At 65.9% G+C, this 23561-nt stretch carries 22 protein-coding genes; 12 read left to right on the forward strand and 10 right to left on the reverse strand.

Going from position 1 to position 23561, the window contains the following annotated elements; all coding sequences use genetic code 11:
* Positions 1 to 60: 60 nt before the first annotated feature.
* From carB to H0S73_RS20085, 3 genes are all read left to right on the forward strand, one after another.
* On the forward strand, positions 61 to 3531 hold the full coding sequence (gene carB / locus H0S73_RS20075; RefSeq protein WP_181053804.1) for a carbamoyl-phosphate synthase large subunit: 3471 nt from the start codon (positions 61 to 63) through the stop codon (positions 3529 to 3531).
* 106 nt (positions 3532 to 3637) lie between these two features.
* Complete coding sequence (gene greA, locus H0S73_RS20080) at positions 3638 to 4114, forward strand: transcription elongation factor GreA (RefSeq protein ID WP_181053805.1); 477 nt, start codon at positions 3638 to 3640, stop codon at positions 4112 to 4114.
* Between the two features lie 33 nt (positions 4115 to 4147).
* A complete protein-coding gene (locus tag H0S73_RS20085) occupies positions 4148 to 4648 on the forward strand; it encodes a hypothetical protein (RefSeq protein WP_181053806.1) in 501 nt (166 codons plus the stop codon).
* Between the two features lie 118 nt (positions 4649 to 4766).
* Here H0S73_RS20085 and H0S73_RS20090 read toward each other — a convergent pair whose 3' ends face one another.
* Positions 4767 to 5267, reverse strand: a complete 501-nt coding sequence (locus H0S73_RS20090; protein ID WP_202049834.1) for an Lrp/AsnC family transcriptional regulator — start codon at positions 5265 to 5267, stop codon at positions 4767 to 4769.
* 163 nt (positions 5268 to 5430) lie between these two features.
* On the opposite strand from H0S73_RS20090, the gene H0S73_RS20095 reads away from it, so the two are divergent.
* The 3 genes from H0S73_RS20095 to H0S73_RS20105 all read left to right on the forward strand — a co-directional run bounded on the left by H0S73_RS20095 (position 5431) and on the right by H0S73_RS20105 (position 8412).
* On the forward strand, positions 5431 to 6444 hold the full coding sequence (locus H0S73_RS20095; RefSeq protein ID WP_181053807.1) for a mitochondrial fission ELM1 family protein: 1014 nt from the start codon (positions 5431 to 5433) through the stop codon (positions 6442 to 6444).
* Positions 6444 to 7406, forward strand: coding sequence for a thioredoxin-disulfide reductase (gene trxB, locus H0S73_RS20100; RefSeq protein ID WP_181053808.1), 963 nt, complete (start codon positions 6444 to 6446; stop codon positions 7404 to 7406). Before H0S73_RS20095 ends, trxB begins: the two co-directional genes overlap by 1 nt.
* Before the next feature lie 115 nt (positions 7407 to 7521).
* Positions 7522 to 8412 (forward strand): LysR family transcriptional regulator, encoded by an 891-nt coding sequence (locus H0S73_RS20105; RefSeq protein WP_009764607.1) that lies wholly within the window; start codon positions 7522 to 7524, stop codon positions 8410 to 8412.
* Positions 8413 to 8684: 272 nt separating this feature from the next.
* Here H0S73_RS20105 and H0S73_RS20110 read toward each other — a convergent pair whose 3' ends face one another.
* From H0S73_RS20110 to H0S73_RS20130, 5 genes are all read right to left on the reverse strand, one after another.
* Positions 8685 to 10412, reverse strand: a complete 1728-nt coding sequence (locus tag H0S73_RS20110) for an AMP-binding protein (protein WP_181053809.1) — start codon at positions 10410 to 10412, stop codon at positions 8685 to 8687.
* A gap of 270 nt (positions 10413 to 10682) precedes the next feature.
* The gene (locus H0S73_RS20115; protein WP_181053810.1) at positions 10683 to 12722 is read right to left on the reverse strand and encodes an elongation factor G; all 2040 of its coding nucleotides are present in this window, start codon (positions 12720 to 12722) and stop codon (positions 10683 to 10685) included.
* 167 nt (positions 12723 to 12889) lie between these two features.
* Entirely contained in the window at positions 12890 to 13363 is a 474-nt protein-coding gene (locus H0S73_RS20120) for a DUF992 domain-containing protein (RefSeq protein WP_181053811.1), read from the reverse strand.
* Between the two features lie 71 nt (positions 13364 to 13434).
* Entirely contained in the window at positions 13435 to 13797 is a 363-nt protein-coding gene (locus H0S73_RS25540; protein WP_202049836.1) for a hypothetical protein, read from the reverse strand.
* A 157-nt stretch (positions 13798 to 13954) separates the two neighbouring features.
* Complete coding sequence (locus H0S73_RS20130) at positions 13955 to 15157, reverse strand: pyridoxal phosphate-dependent aminotransferase (protein ID WP_181053812.1); 1203 nt, start codon at positions 15155 to 15157, stop codon at positions 13955 to 13957.
* Positions 15158 to 15293: 136 nt separating this feature from the next.
* Here H0S73_RS20130 and H0S73_RS20135 point away from each other — a divergent pair, with 136 nt between their 5' ends.
* The 4 genes from H0S73_RS20135 (at position 15294) to H0S73_RS20150 (ending at position 18370) form a co-directional block, all read left to right on the forward strand.
* Positions 15294 to 16274 (forward strand): Bug family tripartite tricarboxylate transporter substrate binding protein, encoded by a 981-nt coding sequence (locus H0S73_RS20135; protein ID WP_181053813.1) that lies wholly within the window; start codon positions 15294 to 15296, stop codon positions 16272 to 16274.
* A gap of 126 nt (positions 16275 to 16400) precedes the next feature.
* Positions 16401 to 16808, forward strand: coding sequence for a VOC family protein (locus H0S73_RS20140; protein ID WP_181053814.1), 408 nt, complete (start codon positions 16401 to 16403; stop codon positions 16806 to 16808).
* Positions 16809 to 16955: 147 nt separating this feature from the next.
* On the forward strand, positions 16956 to 17147 hold the full coding sequence (locus H0S73_RS20145; protein WP_181053815.1) for a hypothetical protein: 192 nt from the start codon (positions 16956 to 16958) through the stop codon (positions 17145 to 17147).
* An 83-nt stretch (positions 17148 to 17230) separates the two neighbouring features.
* A complete protein-coding gene (locus H0S73_RS20150; RefSeq protein WP_181053816.1) occupies positions 17231 to 18370 on the forward strand; it encodes a PQQ-dependent sugar dehydrogenase in 1140 nt (379 codons plus the stop codon).
* Positions 18371 to 18517: 147 nt separating this feature from the next.
* On the opposite strand, the gene H0S73_RS20155 is transcribed toward H0S73_RS20150, so the two are convergent.
* The 3 genes from H0S73_RS20155 to H0S73_RS20165 all read right to left on the reverse strand — a co-directional run bounded on the left by H0S73_RS20155 (position 18518) and on the right by H0S73_RS20165 (position 20138).
* Complete coding sequence (locus H0S73_RS20155; RefSeq protein WP_181053817.1) at positions 18518 to 18838, reverse strand: YnfA family protein; 321 nt, start codon at positions 18836 to 18838, stop codon at positions 18518 to 18520.
* Positions 18839 to 18851: 13 nt separating this feature from the next.
* Positions 18852 to 19193, reverse strand: a complete 342-nt coding sequence (locus H0S73_RS20160; RefSeq protein WP_181053818.1) for a DMT family protein — start codon at positions 19191 to 19193, stop codon at positions 18852 to 18854.
* 120 nt (positions 19194 to 19313) lie between these two features.
* On the reverse strand, positions 19314 to 20138 hold the full coding sequence (locus H0S73_RS20165) for a C13 family peptidase (RefSeq protein WP_181053819.1): 825 nt from the start codon (positions 20136 to 20138) through the stop codon (positions 19314 to 19316).
* 151 nt (positions 20139 to 20289) lie between these two features.
* On the opposite strand from H0S73_RS20165, the gene H0S73_RS20170 reads away from it, so the two are divergent.
* Both H0S73_RS20170 and H0S73_RS20175 read left to right on the forward strand, forming a co-directional pair.
* Entirely contained in the window at positions 20290 to 20679 is a 390-nt protein-coding gene (locus H0S73_RS20170) for a DUF3775 domain-containing protein (RefSeq protein ID WP_009494724.1), read from the forward strand.
* A 137-nt stretch (positions 20680 to 20816) separates the two neighbouring features.
* Positions 20817 to 21047, forward strand: a complete 231-nt coding sequence (locus H0S73_RS20175; RefSeq protein WP_181053820.1) for a hypothetical protein — start codon at positions 20817 to 20819, stop codon at positions 21045 to 21047.
* Between the two features lie 175 nt (positions 21048 to 21222).
* Here H0S73_RS20175 and H0S73_RS20180 read toward each other — a convergent pair whose 3' ends face one another.
* Positions 21223 to 23403 carry an esterase-like activity of phytase family protein gene (locus tag H0S73_RS20180; RefSeq protein ID WP_181053821.1) on the reverse strand — a complete coding sequence of 727 codons (2181 nt, stop codon included), beginning with the start codon at positions 23401 to 23403 and terminating at the stop codon, positions 21223 to 21225.
* Positions 23404 to 23561: the final 158 nt, after the last annotated feature.

The following is a 23561-nucleotide window of genomic DNA, read 5'->3' on the forward strand; positions in this document are numbered from 1 at the left end:
GGCTGCGCTTGAAGCGCCGTAGCTCTACGGCCGCGCGGCTGGACACGCCTGGGTGGCCCAATGCCAAAGCGGACAGACATCTCCTCCATCCTCATCGTCGGCGCCGGTCCGATCATCATCGGTCAGGCCTGCGAGTTCGATTACTCGGGAACACAGGCCGTGAAGGCCCTGAAGGAGGAAGGCTACCGCATCGTCCTGGTGAATTCGAACCCGGCGACGATCATGACCGATCCCGATCTCGCGGATGCCACCTATGTTGAGCCGATCACTCCTGAGATCGTCGCCAAGATCATCGAGAAGGAACGCCCGGACGCGATCCTGCCCACCATGGGCGGCCAGACGGCGCTGAACTGCGCCCTGTCGCTCAAGAAGATGGGCGTGCTCGACAAGTTCAACGTGGAGATGATCGGCGCAACCGCGGAGGCCATCGACAAGGCCGAGGACCGGCAGCTCTTCCGCGAGGCCATGACCAAGATCGGCCTCGACACGCCGAAATCCCGCCTCGCCAACGCCTCGGCCCTCAAGAAGGCCGACCGGGACGCCTATCTGGCCGAGCTCGCCCGCATGGAAGCCATGGACATGCATCCGGGCGACAAGAAGCGGATGATCGCCGCCTACAAGCTCAGGTGGGATGCCGGCGAGAACGATCGCCGCAAGCGCTACCAGGAGCACGCCATGGGCGAGGCCCTGATCGCGCTCTCCGAGGTCGGCCTGCCGGCCATCCTGCGCCCGTCCTTCACCATGGGCGGCACCGGCGGCGGCATCGCCTATAACCGCGAGGAGTTCCTCGACATCGTCGAGCGCGGCCTCGATGCCTCCCCGACGAACGAGGTCCTGATCGAGGAGAGCGTGCTCGGCTGGAAGGAGTACGAGATGGAGGTCGTCCGCGACAAGGCGGACAACTGCATCATCATCTGCTCCATCGAGAACTTCGACCCGATGGGCGTCCATACGGGCGATTCCATCACCGTCGCCCCGGCCCTGACGCTCACCGACAAGGAATACCAGATCATGCGCGACGCCTCCCTGGCGGTGCTGCGCGAGATCGGCGTCGAGACCGGCGGCTCGAACGTGCAGTTCGCGATCAACCCGGAAAACGGGCGCATGATCGTGATCGAGATGAACCCGCGCGTGTCGCGCTCCTCGGCGCTTGCCTCGAAGGCTACGGGCTTCCCCATCGCCAAGGTCGCGGCGAAGCTCGCGGTCGGCTACACCCTCGACGAGATCGCCAACGACATCACCGGCGGCGCGACGCCCGCCTCTTTCGAGCCGACCATCGACTACGTGGTCACGAAGATCCCGCGCTTCGCCTTCGAGAAGTTCCCCGGCGCCGAGCCGACGCTGACCACGGCCATGAAGTCAGTGGGCGAGGCCATGGCCATCGGCCGCTCCTTCCCGGAATCCCTCCAGAAGGCCCTGCGCTCGCTGGAGACCGGCCTGACCGGCCTCGACGAGATCGAGATCGAGGGCATGGGCAAGGGCGACGACAAGAACGCCATCAAGGCGGCTCTGGGCACCCCGACCCCGGACCGGATCCTCAAGGTCGCGCAGGCCCTTCGCCTCGGCATCAGCCATGACGAGGTCTACGAGTCGTGCAAGATCGACCGCTGGTTCCTCGAACAGCTCCAGGACATCGTCGACCTGGAGGCCAAGGTGAAGGCCCACGGTCTGCCGCAGACGCCGGGCGCCTTCCGGCATCTGAAGGCCATGGGCTTCTCGGATGCGCGCCTGGCCGTTCTCACCCGCAAGACGGAGGCCGAGGTGCGCGAGGCGCGCCGCGCGCTCGCCGTCCGGCCGGTCTTCAAGCGCATCGACACCTGCGCGGCGGAGTTCGCCTCGCCCACGGCCTACATGTATTCGAGCTACGCGGCTCCCTTCGCCGGCCAGCCCGCGGACGAGGCCACGCCTTCGGACGCCAACAAGGTCATCATCCTCGGCGGCGGCCCGAACCGGATCGGCCAGGGCATCGAGTTCGACTATTGCTGCTGTCATGCCTGCTTCGCGCTCAAGGATGCGGGCTATGAGACCATCATGATCAACTGCAACCCGGAGACGGTCTCGACCGACTACGACACCTCCGACCGGCTCTATTTCGAGCCGCTGACGCAGGAAGACGTGCTGGAAATCATCGAGACCGAGCGCTCGAAGGGAACGCTCCACGGCGTCATCGTCCAGTTCGGCGGCCAGACTCCCCTCAAGCTCGCCCGCGCCCTGGAAGAGGCCGACGTGCGCATCCTCGGCACCTCGCCGGACGCGATCGACCTCGCCGAGGACCGGGACCGGTTCAAGCGCCTGCTCGACAAGCTGCACCTGAAGCAGCCCAAGAACGGCATTGCCTATTCGGTGGAGCAGGCCCGCCTGATCGCCGCCGATCTCGGCCTGCCTTTCGTGGTGCGCCCGTCCTACGTGCTCGGCGGCCGCGCCATGGCGATCATCCGCGACGAGACCCAGTTCGAAGATTACCTGCTCGGCACCCTGCCGAGCCTGATCCCGTCCGACATCAAGGCGCGCTACCCCAACGACAAGACGGGCCAGATCAACACGGTCCTGGGCAAGAACCCGCTGCTCTTCGACCGCTATCTCTCGGACGCGATCGAGGTGGACGTGGACTGCCTTGCCGACGGCAAGGACGTGTTCATCGCCGGTATCATGGAGCATATCGAGGAAGCGGGCATCCATTCGGGCGATTCCGCCTGCTCGCTCCCGCCCCGCTCGCTCTCGCCCGAGACCATCGCCGAGCTGGAGCGCCAGACGAAGGCCCTGGCCCTGGGCCTCGACGTGGGTGGCCTGATGAACGTGCAATACGCCATCAAGGACGGCGTGATCTACGTGCTGGAGGTGAACCCCCGCGCCTCGCGCACGGTGCCGTTCGTCGCCAAGGTCATCGGCGAGCCCATCGCCAAGATCGCGGCTCGGATCATGGCCGGCGAGCCCCTGGCCAAGTTCGCCCTGACCCCGAAGGAGCTGCCGCATATCGGCGTCAAGGAAGCGGTCTTCCCCTTTGCCCGCTTCCCGGGCGTGGACGTGCTGCTCGGGCCCGAGATGCGCTCCACGGGCGAGGTGATCGGCCTCGACCGCGGCTTCGGCGTGGCCTTCGCCAAGAGCCAGCTCGGCGCCGGAAGCCAGGTCCCAAAGACCGGAATCCTGTTCGTGTCGGTCCGCGACTCGGACAAGGCCCGCATCCTGCCCACCGTCCGGATGCTGGAGGAGATCGGCTTCCGGATCGTGGCGACGGCCGGAACCCAAAAGTTTCTTGAGGAAAACGGCGTCAAGGCGACGCGGATCAACAAGGTTCTGGAAGGGCGCCCGCACGTGGTGGATGCCATCAAGAACGGCGATATTCAGCTGGTCTTCAATACCACCGAAGGAGCAGGCGCTCTCTCGGATTCCCGGTCTTTACGACAGGCTGCCCTCTTGCATAAGATACCTTACTACACCACTCTTGCAGGAGCGATCGCCGCGGCCGAGGGCATCAAGGCATACCTCAGCGGCGATCTCGAAGTCCGGGCGCTTCAGGAATACTTTGCCTGAGGCATCCGGCCTCACATTGGAACTGCGAAGCTTCTGGTAAGTTTTCGTTGACATGCGAGGGCGCTGGAAACAGCGGCCTCGTACCTCTTTTTGGACGAGACAAACGATGGACAAGGTCCCTCTGACGATCAAGGGTTTTGCGGCGCTCGAGGACGAACTCAAGCACCGGCAGCAGGTTGAACGCCCCCGGATCATCCAGGCGATCGCGGAAGCCCGCGCGCTTGGCGACCTGTCGGAAAACGCCGAATACCATGCCGCCAAGGAAGCCCAATCCCTCAACGAAGGCCGGATCCTTGAGCTCGAAAGCCTGATCTCCCGCGCCGAAGTGATCGATATCGCGAAGCTCTCCGGCGACCGGATCAAGTTCGGCGCCACGGTGAAGCTCGTGGACGAGGACACCGAGGAAGAGAAGACCTACCAGATCGTCGGCGAGCCCGAGGCGGATGTGCGCTCGGGCCGCGTCTCGGTCGCCTCCCCCATCGCCCGCGCCCTGATGGGTAAGACCATCGGCGATACGGTGGAGGTCTCGACCCCTGGCGGCGGAAAGTCCTACGAGGTCGTCGGCGTCCGGTTCGGCGCCTGACCGTGAAAGGGGGCAGGAGCGATGAGAAATCCCATGATGTCCCCCTTCTCCCGACGTAGCATCCTCAAAGCTATCGCCTGTGCCGGCCTCGCCGGCGCAGGATTTTCCGTGCCTGCCCGAGCCCAAGCCTTCCCGCAGGCGTTCTCGTCATTCTCGGTCGATGTGAGCGCTCTGAAGGACAAGGGTCTCGGCCCCTTCGCCGATCTGGTCGGCGCGGCCGCGCTCGATGAGTTGCGGCGCTCCTTTGCCGACCGCGTCGATCCGCGCGGGCCGCGTCTGGTGCTGGTCCTCACCAGCGTCACCATGACGGCGTTTCCCGACGGCGGCGTCGGATACAAAGGCCGGGGCGGAGGCAGCGGGCACGACGCCCTGGAAGGCCAAGCGCTGGCCGTAGGCCGCAGGGGCGAAGTCCTGGCCGCCCATCCGATGCTGGCCGTGCGCGACGTGAACACCAGCCCGCTCACTCCCGACGAGCAGGGCCGCGCCGTCATGATCGCACAGCATTACGTGCGCTGGCTCAGGCGGGAGATTTGATCCTCAAAGGGATGTCATTTCGAACGAAGCGCAGCGAAGATCCGGGATCAGGCGCAATACAAGGCGCCCTTTCGTCCAGAGATCCCGGATTCCGCTTCTGCGGCTCCGGGATGACGAATCAACCCTCGACTTCCGCCACATCCTCGATCGGCACCAAAGGCTCGTCCTTGATCAGGTCGAGGGTGAGCGCCGTGCGCACGTTGCGCACGTTCGGCAGGGAGGTGAGCTCGGATACGAGGCTCTGGAAGGATGCGAGGTTCGGGGCCACGCATTTCAGGATGAAGTCGATATCGCCCGAGAGGGTCCAGCACTCGCGGACCATGGACCAGTCCTTCACACGCTGCTCGAATTCCTGCAGCTCTTTCTTGCCCTGGATGTCGAGCTGCACCATGGCGAAGCAGACGATCTCGAAGCCGAGGTTCTTCGGGTCGAGGATCGCCCGATAGGCCTTGATGATCCCGGCGCTTTCCAGCGCCCGCACCCGGCGCAGGCATGGGGGCGCCGACAGGCCCACCCGGCGGGCCAGCTCCACATTCGTGATGCTGCCGTCGGCTTGCAGTTCTTTCAGAATGGCCCAGTCGATGGAATCGAGGCGTCCGCGCACGGTAACTCCGCTCATGCACGATCGGGCAAGGGAACCGGCGGGCCGCCTTTGCCTGACCATACGGCATCAGGTCAAAAAATCTCGTCTTGGCTGAGTAGACCGTGTAGAGGGTCTACACAAGAAGGACAGGCGATTAAGTCGCAACGAACTTCATGAACTCCACAGGCTCATTGATCGAATGTTGCGCAAGGATAGCCGCCTTATCACCTGGGTGCTGACGGATGGCAAGGCCGGGGACGAGCTGCAGGCTCTGAGCGTCGCGGAGGCCCTCGGCCTCACGCCCGAGATCCGCCGGGTCACCCCGCGGCCGCCCTTCAGCTGGCTCATGCCCCGGGGCCCCATCGACCCTCGCGAGCGGCCGGGTGCTCCCGGCAGCCCGGTCGCGCCGCCCTATCCCGACCTTCTCGTCGCGTCGGGCCGCCGGGCCGTGGCCTACCTGCGCTTCGTGAAGAAGGCCTCGGGCGGGCAAACCTACACGGTGTTCCTCAAGGATCCCCGCACGGGCCCCGACACCGCCGACTTCATCTGGTCGCCCGAATACGACCGCCTGCGAGGCCCCAACGTCCTCAACACCCTCACCCCGCCGCACCGGATCTCGGCCGGGAAGCTCGAAGCGGCCCGCGCCCGTCCCGATCCGCGCCTCGCCTCCCTCCCCCGCCCGCGTGTCTCGGTCCTGGCCGGCGGCAACAGCCGCCACCATCGCTTCACGGATGAAGACGTCGCCCGCTTCCTTCGACACCTGACGGAGGTGGCCGAGACGGGAGCCGGCCTGATGGTCACCGCCTCGCGGCGCACGCCGGACGCCCTACGGGAAGCCCTGGCGGACCTGACCGCCCGGCACGGCGGCTTCTTTTGGGACGGCACCGGCACGAACCCCTATGTGGATCCCCTCGCCCAGGCGGATGCCATCGTCGCGACGGCGGATTCCTTCAACATGATCGGCGAGGCCGCCGTGACAGGACGGCCGATCCTGGTCTTCGAGCCCTCGGGGGGGCACCCTAAACTGGATGTTTACATGCGGGCCCTGAAAGCCCATGGAGTTGTGCATCCGTTCGCGGGTCGTCTTGAAGGACAGCCCTATGAACCCCTAAATTCAACACCCAAGGTCGCGAAGGCCATTGCCGAGGGCTTCAGGCGCCACCGCCGCGCCCTCGGCCTGCCGGACATCGCCCTATCACTGGAGACCCCCTGATGGCCCATTCTCACGCCAAGCTTATCATCATCGGCTCGGGCCCCGCGGGCTATACGGCGGCGATCTACGCGGCGCGCGCCCTTCTCGAACCCGTGATGATCTCCGGCTTCCAGCCGGGCGGGCAGCTCATGATCACCACGGATGTGGAGAACTACCCGGGGTTTGCCGACGTGATCCAGGGCCCCTGGCTCATGGAGCAGATGCGCATGCAGGCCGAGCATGTGGGCACCCGCATGATCTCGGATCACATCACCAAGGTGGACCTGAAGCAGCGTCCCTTCCGGCTGGAGGGCGATTCCGGCGAAACCTATACCTGCGACGCGCTGGTCGTCGCGACCGGAGCCCAGGCCAAGTGGCTGGGCCTGCCGTCCGAGGGCCAGTTCCAGGGCTTCGGCGTCTCCGCCTGCGCCACCTGCGACGGCTTCTTCTATCGCGGCAAGGAAGTCGTGGTGGTGGGCGGCGGCAATACCGCCGTCGAAGAGGCGCTCTACCTCGCCAATCTCGCCTCCAAGGTCACCCTGGTCCACCGCCGGGATTCCCTGCGGGCCGAGCGCATCCTGCAGGATCGCCTGTTCAAGCATCCCAAGGTCGAGGTGATCTGGAACTCGGCCGTCGAGGAGATCTGCGGCTCGGAAAACCCCTCCTCCGTGACCCATGTGCGGCTGAAGAACCTCGTCTCGGGCGAGGCGTCGGATTACAAGACCGACGGCGTCTTCATCGCCATCGGCCACAAGCCGGCGACGGAGCTCTTCACCGGCCAGCTCGACATGAAGCCCGGCGGCTACCTGCTGACGAAGCCCGGCTCGACCGAGACCAACATCCCCGGCGTCTTCGCGGCTGGCGACGTGACGGACGACATCTACCGGCAGGCCGTGACCTCGGCAGGCATGGGCTGCATGGCGGCCCTGGACGCGGAGCGTTACCTGGCCGCCCTCGAGGCCACTCAGGAAGCCGCCGAATAGGGTTTATTAACAACTGGTTAGTCCTCAGGCCGATTTCCGGTTGCATCGGACCCACGGCTCATAAGAGATAAGAGTTGCCTTGCGTCACGAGCATGCGAGGCATGAGGGGAACGCCGTGGACTGGGATAAAATCCGGATTTTCTATACGGTCGCTGAAGCGGGCAGCTTCACCCGGGCCGGGGACGATCTGGGTTTGAGCCAATCGGCCGTCAGCCGACAGATCAGCGCCCTGGAGCGCGAATTGCGGGCTCCCCTCTTCCACCGTCACGCCCGCGGGCTGATCCTGACCGAGCAGGGCGACCTGCTGTTCAGGGCCGCCCGGGACATGCGCATGCGGCTGGAAACCACCAAGGCGCGGCTCGTCGAGACCAGCGAGCGGCCTTCAGGCGAGCTGAAGGTGACGACGACCGTCGGTCTCGGCTCCATCTGGCTCGCCCAGCGCATCGCCGAGTTCCTCGACCTTTATCCGGACGTGCGCGTCGAGCTGATCCTATCCAACGAGGAACTGGACCTCGCCATGCGCGAGGCCGATGTAGCCATCCGCCTGCGCCGCCCGGCCCAGCCCGATCTGATCCAGCGCCGCCTCTTCACGGTGCATTTCCACGTCTATGCCTCGGCCGACTACCTGAAGCGGTTCGGCGAGCCCAAGACCCTCGAGGATCTGGACGAGCACCGGATCGTCTCCTTCGGCGGCGACCAGCCTTCCTATCTCATGGCCGTGCACTGGCTCTCGACTGCCGGCCGCGAGGGGCGCGAACCTCGGCAGTATCACTATGTCGTGAACAACATCACGGCTCTGAAGCTGGCGGTCGAGACGGGAGCGGGCATCGCCGTGCTTCCGGATTACGCGGTGGTCGGCAATCCGGACCTGATCCAGATCCTGCGGGACGTGGAGATGCCGTCTCTCGACAGCTACCTTGTTTATGCTGAGGAAATGCGCTCCGTCGCCCGCGTCCAAGCCTTCCGCGACTTCCTGATCTCCAAGGCCCAGCGCTGGACGTTCTAGCTCCGAATCCCCGCCAAGCTCGATGGCTCTTCCAATTTTGTCTGTGAGATGACGCGAGCCATGCGCCCGGTGCAGCCCTTTTATGAGGCATGCTGCATTGCAAATAGGCGCTTGGCGGCCGATATCACCCGTGGCTGATTTCAACGCGGCAGTGCTTTTCTTCCTCCCGGCGCTGCCGTGTCGGCCGTTCCCTCTGGAAGGTTTTGACTTTTGTCGGACCTCTACTTTAGCCGGGCTTCGCGCCCGGCTTTTTTTTTGCCTCGCGCCTGCGATCAGGAGCGGCCCTGCTCCACCTCTTCCTTGAGCGCACGGCGCAGGACCTTGCCCACATTGGTCTTCGGCAGGGTCTCCCGGAATTCGATCCGGCGCGGCACCTTGTAGCCGGTGAGGTTCTCACGACAGAACTCGCGCAGCTCTTCGACGGTGAGAGCCTGGTCCCGGCGGACCACATAGGCCACGACCGTCTCGCCGGAATGTTCATCCGGCAGACCGATGACAGCGGCTTCCATAACGCCCGGGTGCTTGACGATCACGTCTTCCACTTCGTTCGGATAGACGTTGAATCCGGACACGAGGACCATGTCCTTCATCCGGTCGACGATCTTGATCTGCCCGTCGGGCAGCATCACCGCCACGTCGCCGGTCCGGAACCAACCGTCTGCCGTCATGACCTTCGCGGTCTCGTCGGGCCGCTGCCAGTAGCCGGCCATGACCTGGGGTCCCTTCACGCAGAGTTCTCCCCGCTCGCCGGGCGGGAGAGCCGTTCCGTCGCTGGAGCGGACGGAGACGTCCGTCGAGGGCAGCGGATAGCCGATGGTGCCGGTGAACTCCTCGATGTCGAGCCTGTTGGCGCAGACCACGGGCGAGGTTTCGGACAGGCCGTAGCCCTCGACGATGGGCTGCCCCGTCACCTGCTTCCATTTCTTTGCCACAGCCTCCTGGGTGGCCATGCCGCCGGAGACGGAGAAGACCATCTGGGAGAAATCGACCTTCTCGATCCCAGGCGCATTGGCCAGCGCGTTGTAGAGCGTGTTGAGGCCGGACATGAGGGTGATCCGGCTCTTCTGCAGGGTCTTGACGAAGCCCGGAATGTCGCGCGGATTGGCGATCAGGAGCTGGCACCCGCCGATCCGCGTCATCAGCATGCCGCAGACCGTGAGGGCGAAGATGTGGTAAAGCGGCAGGGCCGTGACCATCAGGTGGTCCTCCCGGTCGCCGAAGAACGGCCGCATCCAGGCCTCGCATTGGAGCACGTTGGCCGCCACATTGCGATGGAGCAGGGTCGCGCCCTTGGCGATCCCCGTGGTGCCGCCCGTATATTGCAGGAAGGCGACGTCGTCGGGCGACACATTCACCGGCTGGGGCTTCTGCCGCCCCCCTTGGCCGATGACGGTCCTGAAAGCGATGGCCTGGGGCAGGCTGAAGGGCTTCACCGCCTTCTTCACATGGCGGGAGACCAGATTGACGACGGCTCCCTTGAGGCCGAGGAGATCGCCCGGCGTGACCAGGATTACCCGGTCGAGCGTCAGGTCCGGCACGGATTCCTCGACGGTCGCGGCGAAGTTCTCGAGCACGAACAGGAAGCGCGCCCCGGAATCCTTGAGCTGGTAGGTCAGCTCCCGCGGGGTATAGAGCGGGTTGACGTTGACCACCGTGCCGCCGGCCAGCAGCACCCCGAACAGGATCGTCGGAAAAGCCATCACGTTCGGCAGCATGATCGCCACCCGGTCGCCCTTCTTCAGTCCCTGGGACTGAAGCCAGGAGGCGACCGCATCGGCCTCCCGCCCCAGGCTCGCGTAGGTCATGCGCGTGCCGAAGCTCTCGACGGCGGCCCGGTTCGGATAACTGGCGACGGCCTGGCGGAAGATGTCGTTGAGCGTCCCGATCCCGGCCTCGTCGATCGTCTTGGGAACCTGCGCCGGGTAGGAAGCGAGCCAGGGGCGGGCGGCATAGGGATCCGTCGCGCCTGCCGTGGCAGGGGCCGGGGTCGACACGGTCATTGTTGTCCTCCGCTTCGGGGCGAGGTTGGTTTCCTGGGAGATGGCGTCTCCATAAGGGGATAACTTGGCGCGGGCGAGCCCGTTTGTCGATGGAAATAGTTTAGAGCTGAACGATTGGATAAGTGTCCCCTCACCTCTCCCCGGATCTCGGGTGTTCCCGAGATCCGTGCCGGCATGCTCAAGTCGGGAACACCCGACTTGAGATGGGGAGAGGCGAAGCGGCGCCATATGCGGCTACCTTCGCGCTCGGGAGAATGAGCCCTTGAACGCTCAATGCGCCTTGTGCAGCACCATGTCGGCGGGACGGCCGCTCAGTTCCGCCATGTGGTCGAACCGGGTCGAGAAGGTCCCGACGCCGGCCGTGGCCGAGCGAAGTTCCACGATCAGGTCGCCGATCTCCGATTCCGGAATGGTGGCGCTCAGGACCTGCCAGCCGTTCCAACCGGGCCGCTCGTCATAGCCCTGGATCTGTCCGCGCCGTCCGGTCACGAGGGCCGTCGCCTTGGACAGGGCCTCGGATGGAATCGTGATCTCGACCGACAGCACCGGCTCCAGCAGCACGGGCTTGGCCTTCGGCAGCGCTTCCGCGAGGGCGAGCTTGGCGGCCGCCTGGAAGGCCGCGTCCGAGGAATCCACCGTGTGGTAGGAACCATCGGTGAGCATTACCGCGAGGTCGACCACGGGGAAGCCCAGCGGCCCGCATTTGAGCGCATCCCGCACCCCCGTCTCGACCGACGGGATGTACTGGCGCGGCACCACGCCGCCGGTGATCCGGTCCTGGAACGCGAACCCCTCCCCGCGCGGCAGCGGCCTGATCTCGATCATCACGTCGCCGAACTGGCCGTGCCCTCCGGTCTGCTTGCGATGCCGTCCACGGGCGGCGGCGGGCAGCTTGATCGTCTCGCAATAGGCGACGCGGGGCTTGGCCGTCTCGACCCCGACCTGGAAGCGCGAGGCCAGCTTCTCCACGGCCACGCGCAGATGCATCTCGCCCTGCCCGTGGAGCCGGATCTCCCCCATCTCGGGCCGGGTTTCGATCACGAGGGACGGATCCTCCTCGGTGATCTTGGACAGCGCGCTCGACAGGCGCACGTCGTCCTTGCGGTCCTTCACCCTGAGGGCCAGCACGTAGACGGATTCGGGCGGCGCGGGCGACACGATGGCCTCGGGCCGGGCCTTGCCGGCCGCGAAGGCGTCCCCGGTGGCGATCCCCTCCAGCCGGCCGAAGCCGACCGTGTCGCCGGCCGCCGCATCCGTCTTGCGGTTGAGCGCGCTGCCGAGAAGCGTCGCGAGGCTGCCGATGCGCGCCTCCGCCCCGCGCGAGCCGACGACGCTGTCGCCCTCGTGGAAGGCGCCGCGCAGGACCCGGGCGATGGTGAGCTTGCCGCCCTGGCCCAGATGCAGGGTCTTCATGGCCTGGGCGAGGGGCGCGCCCTCCTCGGGAATGCCCAAGCGGGCACGGGTTTGCGCCAGGGTCGGCGCCTCGTGGCGCAGCGCCTTCAGAAGCCGCGTGATGCCGTTGCCGCGCTCGGCCGAACCGATCAGGGCCGGGACCACGTGGCGGTCCCTCAGCTCCTTCGAAAGGTCGTCGAAGATCTGGTCGCGCGGCGGCTCGATCTCCGAGATCAGCTCCTCCATGAGCTCGTCGTCGTAATCGGCCAGGCGCTCGAGCATGGCGAAGCGCGCCTCCTTTTCCCGGGGCAGTTCGCCCTCGGGCAGGTCCACGATCTCGCTCGGCGCGTGCTCGCGATAGATGAAGGCGCGCTCCAGGGCGAGATCGATGAAGCCGACGGCGATGCCGTCCTTCCAGAGCGGGATCTGGCGCAGGAGCAGGGGCGTGCGCGATGCCTGCTGCAGCAACGCGAGGGTCTCGCGGATGCGCTGGGTCGCGGTGTCGATCTTGTTGATGAAGAGGAAGCGCGGGATATCCGCCTCCTCCAGCTCCCGCAGGATGATCTCAAGCGCCGGGATCTTGCGCTCGTCCGCCTCACAGACGACGATCGCCGCGTCGCAGACCGGCGTGACGTTGCGCATCTCGTGCAGGAATTCCGTCGAACCGGGGCAGTCCACGAAGGTCATGCTGTCGCCCAGGAACTCGACCGTCGCCACATTGGGCTCGATGCTCATGGCATGGGCGCGGGCCTCCTGGCTCGCATCGCCGACGCTGTCGCCGTTGGACACGCGGCCCGCGCGCGAGATCGCCCCGGTCCGCTCCACGATGGCCTCGAGAAGCGTGGTCTTGCCGCTCTGAAACGGGCCGACGATTGCGATGCATCGTGGGCCCGAACCTAGTCTGCCGTTGGGTGCCATAGGACGTCATCCTCCCTGCCCCCATTGATCGGCGCGCTCTTTCGGGACGCGTTGCCATGAATGCTCTGCCTCTCGTGGCGGAATGGCAAGAGGGATTGTACGCGGGCGGAAGGACGCGGAAATGGCCGGCACAAGGCCGGCCATGACATAAGGGTATGGATCCCGGCCTATCGCGCCCGGCGCAGCTCGAAATCGGCCACCCCGAGGGCGAGGTTGAGACCGGTCTGGCCGCTGACGGACAGGGGCTGGAGGGAGATGCTCCGGTTCGAGCCGCCGACCAGGACGTTCGCCCCGACGCCGGCGCCGGCCGTCGCCTCGGCGGTCCCGCCCACATAGCTGCCGGCGAGGGAGCCGGGCGCCACGCTGCCCCGGGAGAAGACGGCCCATGTCAGGATGCCGCTGCGCGTCGCCCCGATATCGAGGCCGAACCGGCGGATCGCGCCCACATAACGCTCGGGCCGCCCGCGCCGGGGCGTGAAGGTGCAGAGCGTGGTCTTCTGCGACGTGACGATGAGCCCGATCCCGCCCGAGACGCTGCAGGACAGGACGCCGACACGTCCCCGGTTCTGAGCCTGGGCCTCGGAGGCCCCGAAAGCGGCAAGGATAGCTAGGGCAGCAACGGGGAGAGCGGCGCGACGCATGGTGATCTCCTAAGCTTGGTCAAGCTTAGCGGTTAACGGCGCAAGGGCGGCGCCGTTCCATGGGCAGGAGGTCAATCCTGGATAGGATGAGGAGTCAAATCGTGGTGCTCGCCGCGCCTGACGATGCGCATGGCCGTGATCGTCACGGGGCCGGCGCGCAGGAGGTTCATGGCCGAGACGATGATCTCGGCGAGGCGCTCGGGCGAAATGTTGTCGCCCTCAATGTCGAGAAGGAAGTCTTTCGCCTCCACGTAGCCGCCGTTGGTGAAGTCTACGCGGGCGTCGAACTTCACGCGGTGCGTGGAGGCGGGATGGGCCCGGTAAGGCTCCGCCCCGGGATCCGGATGGAAGGTCCGGGGCAGGTTCGTACGCGCATCGTGCGGAAGATCGATTTCAGTTTCATGCATCAGGGGCGCCCGCCGAAGGTTGCTCATCGAACTCTGACCTCATCCTGAGGAGCAGCGAAGCTGCGTCTCGAAGGAGGATCCAGAGAGCACGGGAGACGCCCTGATCCTTCGAGACGGAGCTAAAGCTCCTCCTCAGGATGAGGGCTTCAGGGAGTGCCCGGTCGAGCTCCCAGCACCCGCCGCGTTACCGAAGCGACCCGCAGAAGCGCTGGATGCGGTTGCAGGCATCCTCGAGCGCCGCATTGGACGTGGCGTAGGAGATGCGGAAGTTCGGGCCGAGGCCGAAGGCTGAGCCGTGAACCGCCGCGACGCCTTCGGCTTCGAGCAGCTCGGACACGAAGTCCTCGTCCGTCGCCAGCACCTTGCCCGAGGGCGCAGTCTTGCCGATGGCCTCGGCGCAGGACGGATAGACGTAGAACGCGCCTTCGGGCATCGGGCACTTCAGGTATTTCGACTGGTTGAGCATGGAGACCACGAGGTCGCGCCGCTCCTCGAACGCTTTCCGGAAGACCTTCAGGTGATCCTGCGGCCCGTCGAGCGCCTCCACGGCGGCCCATTGCGAGATCGCGCTCGTCCCCGACGTCTGCTGGCCCTGCACGAAGTCCATGGCCTTGATCAGGTGCTCGGGGCCGCCCGCATAGCCGATGCGCCAGCCGGTCATGGCATAGGCCTTGGACACGCCGTTCATGGTGAGCGTGCGCTCGTAGAGGTTCGGCTCGACCTGGGCCGGCGTGACGAACTCGAAATCGCCGTAGGTCAGGTGCTCATACATGTCGTCGGTGAGCACCCACACATGCGGATGGCGCATCAGCACGTCGGTGATCGCCTTCATCTCGTCGCGGGTATAGGCCGCGCCGGTCGGGTTCGACGGCGAGTTGAGGATGATCCACTTGGTCTTCGGCGTGATGGCGCGCTCGAGCGGCTCCGGCTGGAGCTTGAAGTTGTGCTCCATGGTGCAGTCGACGAAAACCGGCTTGCCGCCGCACAGGCCCACCATCTCCGGGTACGACACCCAGTAGGGTGCCGGGATGATGACCTCGTCGCCCGGGTTCAGGGTAGCGAGCAGCGCGTTGTAGATCACGTGCTTGCCGCCGGTGGACACGATGGTCTGAGAGGGCTTGTAGTCGAGGCCGTTCTCGCGCTTGAACTTGCGGGAGATCGCCTCGCGCAGGGGCACGATGCCGGAGACCGGCGTGTACTTGGTCTCGCCACGGCGGATGGCCGCGATGGCCGCTTCCTTGATGTTGTCGGGCGTGTCGAAATCCGGCTCGCCGACGGAGAGGCTGATCACGTCCCGCCCCTGGGCTTTCAGATCCCGCGCTTTCTGCGTGATGACGATGGTTGCAGACGGCTTGATGCGGGAAAGGGCGTCAGACAAAAAGCCCATGGGAATCCTCCGATCGGGACGTTAGAAAGGAACCGTGACGGCGGCGGACCCTAATGCGGCAAAGCCGCCCAAGCAAGCGAAACAGCAAGCACAAGCAGCCCGTCGAGAACGGGCTTTCGAGGAGCCGCCTTTTCCGATGACCACATCCGTCACCCGCCGCCTCGCGCTCGGCCTCGTCGCCGGCGCGGCCCTCTTCGCCACCGCAGCCTCCGCCCAGGACTTCCCGAACCGCATCATCAAGATGGTGGTGCCCTACCCGGCCGGTGGACCGACCGACGTGATCGCCCGCATCGTCGCGGAGGAAATGGGCAGGGATCTCGGCCAGAACGTGATCGTCGAGAACCTGGCCGGCGCCTCGGGCGCGGTCGGCACCCGCGCGGTCGCCAAGGCGGAGCCCGACGGCTACACCATCGTGTTCGGCAACAACCAGACGCACGGCAACAACATGTTCCTGCTCAAAGAGCCGGGCTACGACGCGGTGAAGGACTTCGCGCCGCTCGCGGGCGCAGGCGCCTTCGAGCACGTCTTCGTGGTGAAGAACGACCTGCCGGCCAAGACCATTCCCGAGCTGATCGAGATCGCCAAGAAGGATCCGGGCAAGCTGAATTACGGCTCGACCGGCGTCGGCTCCGGCTCGCATCTGGCGACCGAGCTCTTCATGACCCGCACGGGCATCAAGATGACCCACGTGCCGTTCCGGGGCGCCGCGCCGCTCGTGACGGAGATCATGGCGGGCCGCATCGACGTGTCGAACTCGACCCTGCCCAGCGTGCTCTCCCAGTTCCAGGCCGGCCAGATGCGCGCCATCGGAATCGCGAGCCCGCAACGCAACCCGCAGGCCCCGGACGTGCCGACCCTGCGCGAACAGGGCATCACCGATGCGGACGCGGAATCCTGGGCCGCCTTCTTCGCCCCGGTGAGCACCCCCAAGCCGATCCTCGACAAGCTATCCGGCACGATCATCGCGATCCTCAACAAGCCCGACGTGAAGGAGCGCATCACCAAGATCGGCTTCACCCTGAACGTGCGCGATCCGGAAGCGTTCAAGCCGTATCTCGCCAAGGAGATCCAGACCTGGGCCGAGATCATCAAGGCGGCCAGCATCAAGGCCGAGTGAGGCCAGTGCAGTCATCCCGGACGGCGCAAGCCGATCCGGGATCGTCTTCAGCAAAGGGCGTCATTCTCGTCATACGATCCCGGGTCCTGCCACGCAGCCCCGGGACAACCGGAGAAAGAACCTCTTATGCCGTATCACCAGGGCCGCCTCATCGACCACGTCCACCTGCGCGTGTCCGACCTCGAGGCCAGCCGGCGGTTCTACCGGGCGGTCCTGAACGCCATCGGCCGCGACTTCACCTCGGAGAGCCCGACGCATTTCGCCTGCGACGAGCTGTGGGTGGACCGGGCGGACGGGCCGGTCTCGCGGGTCCATCTCGCCTTCCAGGCGCCGGACAGGGGGGCCGTTCGCGCGTTCCACGAAGCCGCGCTCGCCCATGGGGGCCGCGACAATGGCGGGCCTGGAGAACGGTCCTATCACCTGGGCTATTATGCCGCCTTTGCCTTCGATCCGGACGGGAACAATATCGAGGCGGTTCACCACGGGCCGACGGAGCGCTCGGCGGGTTCGGTCGTGGTCAGCCGCAAAGCTTGAGCATACGCTGCCACAATGGTTAATAATTAGTTAATACGGTCACTTAGCCGAAAAACCGGAAGCAGCGCTTTCGGATAAGGCGGGAACTTTCTTGAATCGCACAAGTTTTTCTTCTGCAGCTTCTGTTCGGCTGCTGGGAATGGACCGATGAAGACTTTCCGACCAAGGCACCCCACCCGCGTTTCCACCCGTGCCCACCGCCTCGACCCGCGCCAGGAAAGCCGCTGCTCTCTGGCCCTGGTCATGCTGCTGGGCCTTGCGACGCTCTCCGTCATGGCTACGACCCAGACCCTGTCGGCACGGGACACGAAAACCATCCACGTCCATTCGCTGCGATAACGCGTGAGTGAACGGCGGCCCGGTTGACGGCCTGCCGCAGATGTTTAGCTCTCCGGCATGACAATCGACGGAGAGAATCCCAGATGCTGAGCCCACGAATTGCCCTGGCCTGCGCGCTTGCTCTCGGCGCCGTTCCCTCCGCCCTGGCCCAGGACACCCAGCGCTTCCGCACCGACAAGGTCGAGGTGATCGTCGAGACGCTCGCCCGCGACCTCGAGAATCCCTGGGGGCTCGCCTTCCTGCCCGACAACCGCATGCTGGTGACGGAACGCCCCGGGCGCCTGCGCATCGCGGATGCCAACGGCACCGTCTCGGAGCCGATCAAGGGCCTTCCCCGGATCGCCGCGCGGGGACAGGGCGGCCTTCTCGACGTCGCCCTCGATCCGAACTTCGCGCAGAGCCGCCTCGTCTACCTGAGCTTCGCGGAGGACCGCGGAGAAGGCCGCGCCGGCACCGCCGTGGCCCGTGGCCGCCTCAGCCAGGATGGGACCGCCCTGGAAGACACGCGGGTCATCTTCCGCCAGGAACCGGCCCATACGGGCAACAACCATTGGGGCTCGCGCCCCGTCTTCGACCGCGACGGCAACCTCTTCGTGACGCTCGGCGACCGGTTCGATCTGCGCGACCAGGCGCAGAACCCGGCCAACCACATCGGCAAGATCGTCCATATCAAGCCCGACGGCGGCGCGGCTTCGGGCAACCCGTTTCCAAACCGGGAAGATGCCCGACCCGAGATCTGGTCTCTCGGCCACCGCAATCTGCAATCGGCCGCGCTCCACCCGGCCACCGGCGAACTCTGGACCGTGGAGCACGGCGCCCGCGGCGGCGACGAGCTGAACATCCCGAAGAAGGGCAGGAACTACGGCTGGCCGGTGATCTCCTACGGGGTCGATTATTCCGGCGCGAAGATCGGCGAAGGCACCCGGAAGGAAGGCCTGGAACAGCCGGTCTTCTACTGGGACCCGTCCATCGCGCCGTCCGGCATGGCCTTCTACACGGGGGACCAGTTCCCGGCCTGGCGCGGCAGCATCCTCGTCGGCGCCCTGTCGGGCAAGCTGGTCTCCCGGCTCGAAACCGACGGCAACCGGGTCACCGGCGAGGAGCGCATGCTGCAGCAGCTCGGCGAGCGCATCCGCGACGTCCGCCAGGGCCCCGACGGCCTCGTCTATCTGCTGACGGATTCCCGCAACGGCCGCATCCTGCGCATGAAACCGGCGACGTGAGAGCCTGACGCTCCCTCCACCACGTCATGGCCGCCCCGGACTTGATCCGGGGACCGGTGCCGGCCGTCCCGATATGGAGAAGCCCAGCGCCTCAGTTAGGCGAGATCGCCGGCACGAGGCCGGTGATGACATGGAGAGCATTGCCCCTCACCCCCGCGGCCCGAACAGGATGAGCGCCGCGCCCGCCAGGCAGATGCCCGCGCCGGCGACGTCCCAGCGGTCGGGCCGCGCGCCTTCGGCACCCCAGAGCCACAGGATCGAGGCGACGATGTAGACGCCGCCATAGGCCGCATAGGCCCGGCCGGCGGCATCGGCCGGGACCAGGGTCAGGAGATAGGCGAAGAGGGCGAGCGCCCCCATGCCGGGCACGAGCCACAGGGGCGACTTTCCCAGCCGCAGCCAGGCCCAGAACGAAAAGCACCCGGCGATCTCGGCGAGCGCCGCGCCGGCATAGACGAGGAATGTCATGTCCGGCGCCGGGTCAGCGCGCCTGGAAGATGAAGGCCGCGCCCGTGGCGATGAGGCCGAAGCCGATCAGATGGTTCCAGCCGAGGGGCTCCTTCAGGTAGAACACCGAGAAGACCGCGAAGACCACGAGAGTGATGACCTCCTGCATGGTCTTGAGCTCGGCCGCCGAATAGACCGCCGAGCCGATCCGGTTGGCCGGCACGGCGAACCAGTATTCGACGAAAGCGATGGCCCAGCTGGCCATGACGGCGATCCAGAGGGGCGATGTCTTGAACTTGAGATGCCCGTACCAGGCGAAGGTCATGAAGACGTTCGATGCGACCAGCATCAGGACGGGTGTCGTGTGAGGGCTCATGGAGGTTCCGGTGCGGGCTCAGGTCGGACGGGGCGCTCTGCCGTAATCGTCCTGATGGGACTGTCAAGCCAATGAACGCCGATCAACCGGATTACGGCGAAGGGACCGAACGCCGCAGGCTCAGCAGGCTGCGGATCTCGCCGCGCGCCCGGCCTGCTGCGCGGGAACGGCCCGGCAGGCCTCCCTCAGCCGTCCCAGGACCTGCTCGCCGCCGGCGATCTGCGGGTTGGACGGATCGAACCCTTCCCGCTTCTCCCGCTCCGTGACGAGGCCGCGGGCGGTCTCGAAGGCCGTATCGAACCGCACCTCGCTCCTCAGGGCCTTGTTGAAGAAGGCGTCGCCGAAATAGGTCCAGGCCGCCCCGTCCCGGCAGCCGAAGGACGGCTTGTCGGCCGCCGCCGCCGTGATGACGAGGGTGCGCGGATCGGCGAGTTCCCGGGCAAAGATGCCCGAATAGCAGGCCGAGACGATCAGGACCCGGTGTTCCGCCCGGGTCCGGTCGAGCAGCTCACGGACATTCTCCGGCGTGACGAGGAGCGCGTCCCGCCCGGCGACCAGCCCGATGCCTTCCGGACCGCCATGGGAGGTGAGGACGAGCACCACGATGTCCTCGGCGGGATCGAGGGCCTGCCCGGCGGCCGCGGCGGCGGCCATCAGGGTCTGGGGCGTCGCACCGGCCCGGCGCTTGGTGTTGACCCGGACGATGGAGCGCCCCTTTCCGTCGAACCGGGCTTCGAGGATTCGCGCCGCCCCCCTGGCCTCGCTCTCGAACACGCTCTGCGGCCCCCAGAGGCCGAAGGACAGGATGTAGATGTCGGTCTGCCCGGGACGCTGCGGCGCCAATCGGCCCGCCTCCGCCCTTCGGGCCGGCTGGCCGTGAGCCTCATGGAACGGGCCGATGGCGATTGAGAGCCCAACCAGGCAGAAAGCGAGCAAGCGGCGCATGATATATCCCAGCCTCGCCCCAGTTTACGCGGAGCCGCCCTCGAAAGCCAAGAACCGACAGAGGGCTCGCGCAATGCTCCAGCTGAACCGAATGCCCTCTTCCGGGTTTCCCTGTCAGCGACGCCACGCGTTACATTCCAAGAGGGTTTTTATGGACATCGCGCTCGATAAGGTTTGCGAACTCATTCTCCGGGTCAGGGCCATCGATGTGAAGGAAGGCATCACCGATCCGGCCTCGGGCTCGAACCCTATCGACGACGGCAGCATCGACGCCCTTACCTCCTCGCCGGACGATGCGACGGAGGAGGAGATCCGCGACGTGATCGCGGGCCTCAACGACGACGAGCGCGCCGACCTGATCGCCCTGGTTTATATCGGCCGCGGCGACATGGAGCCCGAGGAATGGGGCGCCGCCGTTCGCCTCGCCCGCGAGCGGGAGGCCGCGAGTTCGCTCTCGACGGCCGACTGGCTCATCGGCATCCCCAACCTCGCCGACCTTCTGGATGAGGGCCTCAACGCCATGGGCCGCAGCTGCGCCTGAGGCGCGGCCGAGCCGTCACCGGGACCAGGTCCGGTGCCCCTCGCGATCACGCAATCGGCATCGACGCTCCGGCGACGGCGCCCTATTTAGGACATGGATCGAGCCAATAATTCTGCCTACTCCCAAAGGAGGATGTCATGAGTCCGCGCCTACCCCCTGAGAGCCCGGACGACGACGGGCAGAGCGAATTGCTTCAAAGTGTTCACGATGCATTGAACGACCTCGCCCCCCTGACCGATCCGACGGAAGAACAGCCCCTGGCCGAGACGCAACCGGGCGCTCCAGCCTCCACGTCTCCGGACGAAACGCAGGTCGAGATCGACCGGGTCGAAGCCTACATGAGGGGTCCGACGGCGTTCACCGCCTGACCCCGCTCTTGTATCCTGCACGTCTCAACCTGCGGCACCCGCCCCGTGCAGGCAAGCTCCTGACAATTGAACCGTCTCCTGATGCAACGGACCCGAACGCGGCCTGCCCGTTCGGGTCCGTTTCTTCGCTCATTGACGAGCGCTGTCGAATACGGCCCGAAGGCCGCGCAAGGCTTCAAAGCTTGCCGAGTTTGAGGAACAGCGTCTCGCCGGAAGAATTGTCGACGCCGTCGTTGTCGGTCACGATATAGGCATCGCCCGCCGCGTCGATGGCGAAGCCTTCGACCTTGTCGAGCACGTAGCCCTTGGCCGCCTTCAGATCAGGCAGGAGATCGCGCACCAAAGTCTTCTTCACGAGCGGCAATTCGCCACCGATCTTCGCGGGCTTCATGTCCGCGAGAGACACCGCATAGAGCTTCTTCACCTTCGCCTTCTCGGCAATCTGGTTGTCGCGCTCGATGATGATGACGCGGTCGCCCGCCGCCGTGATCTCGGACAGGCCGATCCAGCCGGCCTCCGTGCTGTCGAGCGGATAGCGCACGGCGCTCCAGCTCTTGTCGGACGGCTTGTAGGCGAGAAGCTTCACGGCGTTCTTGCCGTCGTCCGCCCATTCGCGCTGGACCGCGAGCCACACGGTTTCGTCTGCGCCCGAGCCGGTGACGGTCACGCCCTCGAAGCCGTAATTCTTGGCACCCTTTTCGAGCTCCGCCGGAACGTTGATTTCCTCCTGGATTGCGCCCCTGGCATCGACCCTGATGAGCAGGTTCTTGACGCCTTTTTCCAGATTGCCCTCGGAGGCGAGCCAGAAACCGTCCTGCGCCACGGCGATGCCTTCGAGGTCGAGCTTCTCCGCGACGGCGCCGTTGCGCGTCACGAGCGTCTCGGCCGTGATCAGCGCGGGCTTCTTCGTGGCGTCGATGGTGAGGATGCGCGGCGCGGCGCCGTAGAAGCTGTCCGTGATCGCATAGAGCTTGCCGGCCTGCGTCTTGTCGGCGGCAAGTCCCGACAATGCGCCCCAGCCCATGGGCAGGCCGTCGGCGTTCTTCGCCGAGCGGATCGTCGGATAGGTGGGAGCCGCGCGCTCGGCACGCTGGTAGATCATGACATGCGGGGCAGCACCGCCCTCGCCGTGCAGGTCCGTCTCGCTCGTGGCGACGAAGAGATTGCGCGACGGGATAGCGAGAAGCCCTTCGGGTCCGATGCCGGTCGGCAGAACCTGCAGAAATTCGGGCGTGGCGCCCGTGTCGCGGTAGACCGCGACGACCGACCCACGTTCGGAACCGACGAAGATGAGATTGTCGTTGCCGAAGCGGCCCGTCTCCACGCCTTCGATCTCGACGCCCTTCTTGTTGCGCTTGTCGGGATAGTGACCGAGAGAGACGATCTCGTGCTCCAGGCTCGCGCCGGATTCGTAGGCGATGCTGCCATTCTTGTTGAAGATGGTGAAGCCGCGCGAACCGCCCTTCCAGTCACCCTCATTGGCGGTCACGAAACGGTCGGCATCGATCCAGCGCACCGCATCCGGCTCGCGGGCGACCTTCTCCATGGAGCCGGAGAGATCGATCCTGCCGTCCTTCTTGGTGTCGATGTTCTTGAGGTCGACGCTGCCCGCGGAGAAATGCGCCTCGACGGTACCGGTCCTGCCGTCGACGATGGCGACGTGGTTGTTCTCCTGCAGGGTCACGACGACCTTGCCCTCATCGGACACGTCCACGAATTCCGGCTCCGGATCCTCGCCCGCGACCTCCGCCAGGCCCGTCATGTTCACGGTCTTAAGAGCCGCGCAATCGACCTGATCGCCGTTCAGGGAAGCGACCACCAGGGCGCCGGCGGGCAGTTGCGGAAGCGCGCCGTCGTTGACCTCTTCGTTGCGCTCGTTCTCGATGGCGATGGCGAGGATGCCCGCCTTGGCGGCAACGGAATCGGGCTGTCCCGGCAGGGTGCACTCGGACGAGATCTTGCGATCCGCAAGGTCCACGGCGACGAGCTTTCCGCTCGGATTGGTGAAGCTCTCTGAGGTATTGACGGCCACATAGGCCTTGCCGCCCACGACCTTCACGGAGGTGGGTTCGCCGCCCAGCGCGAGCGAACCGCCGGCCTTGGGAGACGCCGGATCGGTGATGTCGATGAAGCCCAGCGCCTTGCGCGGGCTGTCCGTGTAGACCAGCAGCTTGCCGTCCTCGCTGACGGAGATGATTTCGGCCACGGTCTCGGCCTTCTGGTCCGCATCCTTCGGCACGTTCGCGGTGATGGGGAAGCTGGCGATTCGGTCGAAATACTCGGCCGCGGAGGCGCTGAGCGCCGTGCCGGAGAGGAGCGCGACGGCAAGGGAGCCGGCGATGAAGGAACGGTGCATGGGATCCCCACGAGACGGTCAAGGTTAGCCGGATCGTCATGCGCCCGGCATATGACGGGCGCATGACGATCGGTGAACCGCACCAAGGGGATGCCGTTTTGCACCCAACCCGCATGTCAAACGTTGTCGAGACCGAAACCGCACGATAGCTGTTCCGC

This window comes from Microvirga mediterraneensis (assembly GCF_013520865.1).
Taxonomy (GTDB): domain Bacteria; phylum Pseudomonadota; class Alphaproteobacteria; order Rhizobiales; family Beijerinckiaceae; genus Microvirga; species Microvirga mediterraneensis.

Coding starts and splice junctions, on each gene's coding strand:
- carB (WP_181053804.1), top strand. CDS start 61: ATGCCAAAGCGGACAGACATCTCCTCCATCCTCATCGTCGGCGCCGGT.
- greA (WP_181053805.1), top strand. CDS start 3,638: ATGGACAAGGTCCCTCTGACGATCAAGGGTTTTGCGGCGCTCGAGGAC.
- H0S73_RS20085 (WP_181053806.1), top strand. CDS start 4,148: ATGATGTCCCCCTTCTCCCGACGTAGCATCCTCAAAGCTATCGCCTGT.
- H0S73_RS20090 (WP_202049834.1), bottom strand. CDS start 5,267: ATGAGCGGAGTTACCGTGCGCGGACGCCTCGATTCCATCGACTGGGCC.
- H0S73_RS20095 (WP_181053807.1), top strand. CDS start 5,431: ATGTTGCGCAAGGATAGCCGCCTTATCACCTGGGTGCTGACGGATGGC.
- trxB (WP_181053808.1), top strand. CDS start 6,444: ATGGCCCATTCTCACGCCAAGCTTATCATCATCGGCTCGGGCCCCGCG.
- H0S73_RS20110 (WP_181053809.1), bottom strand. CDS start 10,412: ATGACCGTGTCGACCCCGGCCCCTGCCACGGCAGGCGCGACGGATCCC.
- H0S73_RS20115 (WP_181053810.1), bottom strand. CDS start 12,722: ATGGCACCCAACGGCAGACTAGGTTCGGGCCCACGATGCATCGCAATC.
- H0S73_RS20120 (WP_181053811.1), bottom strand. CDS start 13,363: ATGCGTCGCGCCGCTCTCCCCGTTGCTGCCCTAGCTATCCTTGCCGCT.
- H0S73_RS25540 (WP_202049836.1), bottom strand. CDS start 13,797: ATGAGCAACCTTCGGCGGGCGCCCCTGATGCATGAAACTGAAATCGAT.
- H0S73_RS20130 (WP_181053812.1), bottom strand. CDS start 15,157: ATGGGCTTTTTGTCTGACGCCCTTTCCCGCATCAAGCCGTCTGCAACC.
- H0S73_RS20135 (WP_181053813.1), top strand. CDS start 15,294: ATGACCACATCCGTCACCCGCCGCCTCGCGCTCGGCCTCGTCGCCGGC.
- H0S73_RS20140 (WP_181053814.1), top strand. CDS start 16,401: ATGCCGTATCACCAGGGCCGCCTCATCGACCACGTCCACCTGCGCGTG.
- H0S73_RS20145 (WP_181053815.1), top strand. CDS start 16,956: ATGAAGACTTTCCGACCAAGGCACCCCACCCGCGTTTCCACCCGTGCC.
- H0S73_RS20150 (WP_181053816.1), top strand. CDS start 17,231: ATGCTGAGCCCACGAATTGCCCTGGCCTGCGCGCTTGCTCTCGGCGCC.
- H0S73_RS20155 (WP_181053817.1), bottom strand. CDS start 18,838: ATGACATTCCTCGTCTATGCCGGCGCGGCGCTCGCCGAGATCGCCGGG.
- H0S73_RS20160 (WP_181053818.1), bottom strand. CDS start 19,193: ATGAGCCCTCACACGACACCCGTCCTGATGCTGGTCGCATCGAACGTC.
- H0S73_RS20165 (WP_181053819.1), bottom strand. CDS start 20,138: ATGCGCCGCTTGCTCGCTTTCTGCCTGGTTGGGCTCTCAATCGCCATC.
- H0S73_RS20170 (WP_009494724.1), top strand. CDS start 20,290: ATGGACATCGCGCTCGATAAGGTTTGCGAACTCATTCTCCGGGTCAGG.
- H0S73_RS20175 (WP_181053820.1), top strand. CDS start 20,817: ATGAGTCCGCGCCTACCCCCTGAGAGCCCGGACGACGACGGGCAGAGC.
- H0S73_RS20180 (WP_181053821.1), bottom strand. CDS start 23,403: ATGCACCGTTCCTTCATCGCCGGCTCCCTTGCCGTCGCGCTCCTCTCC.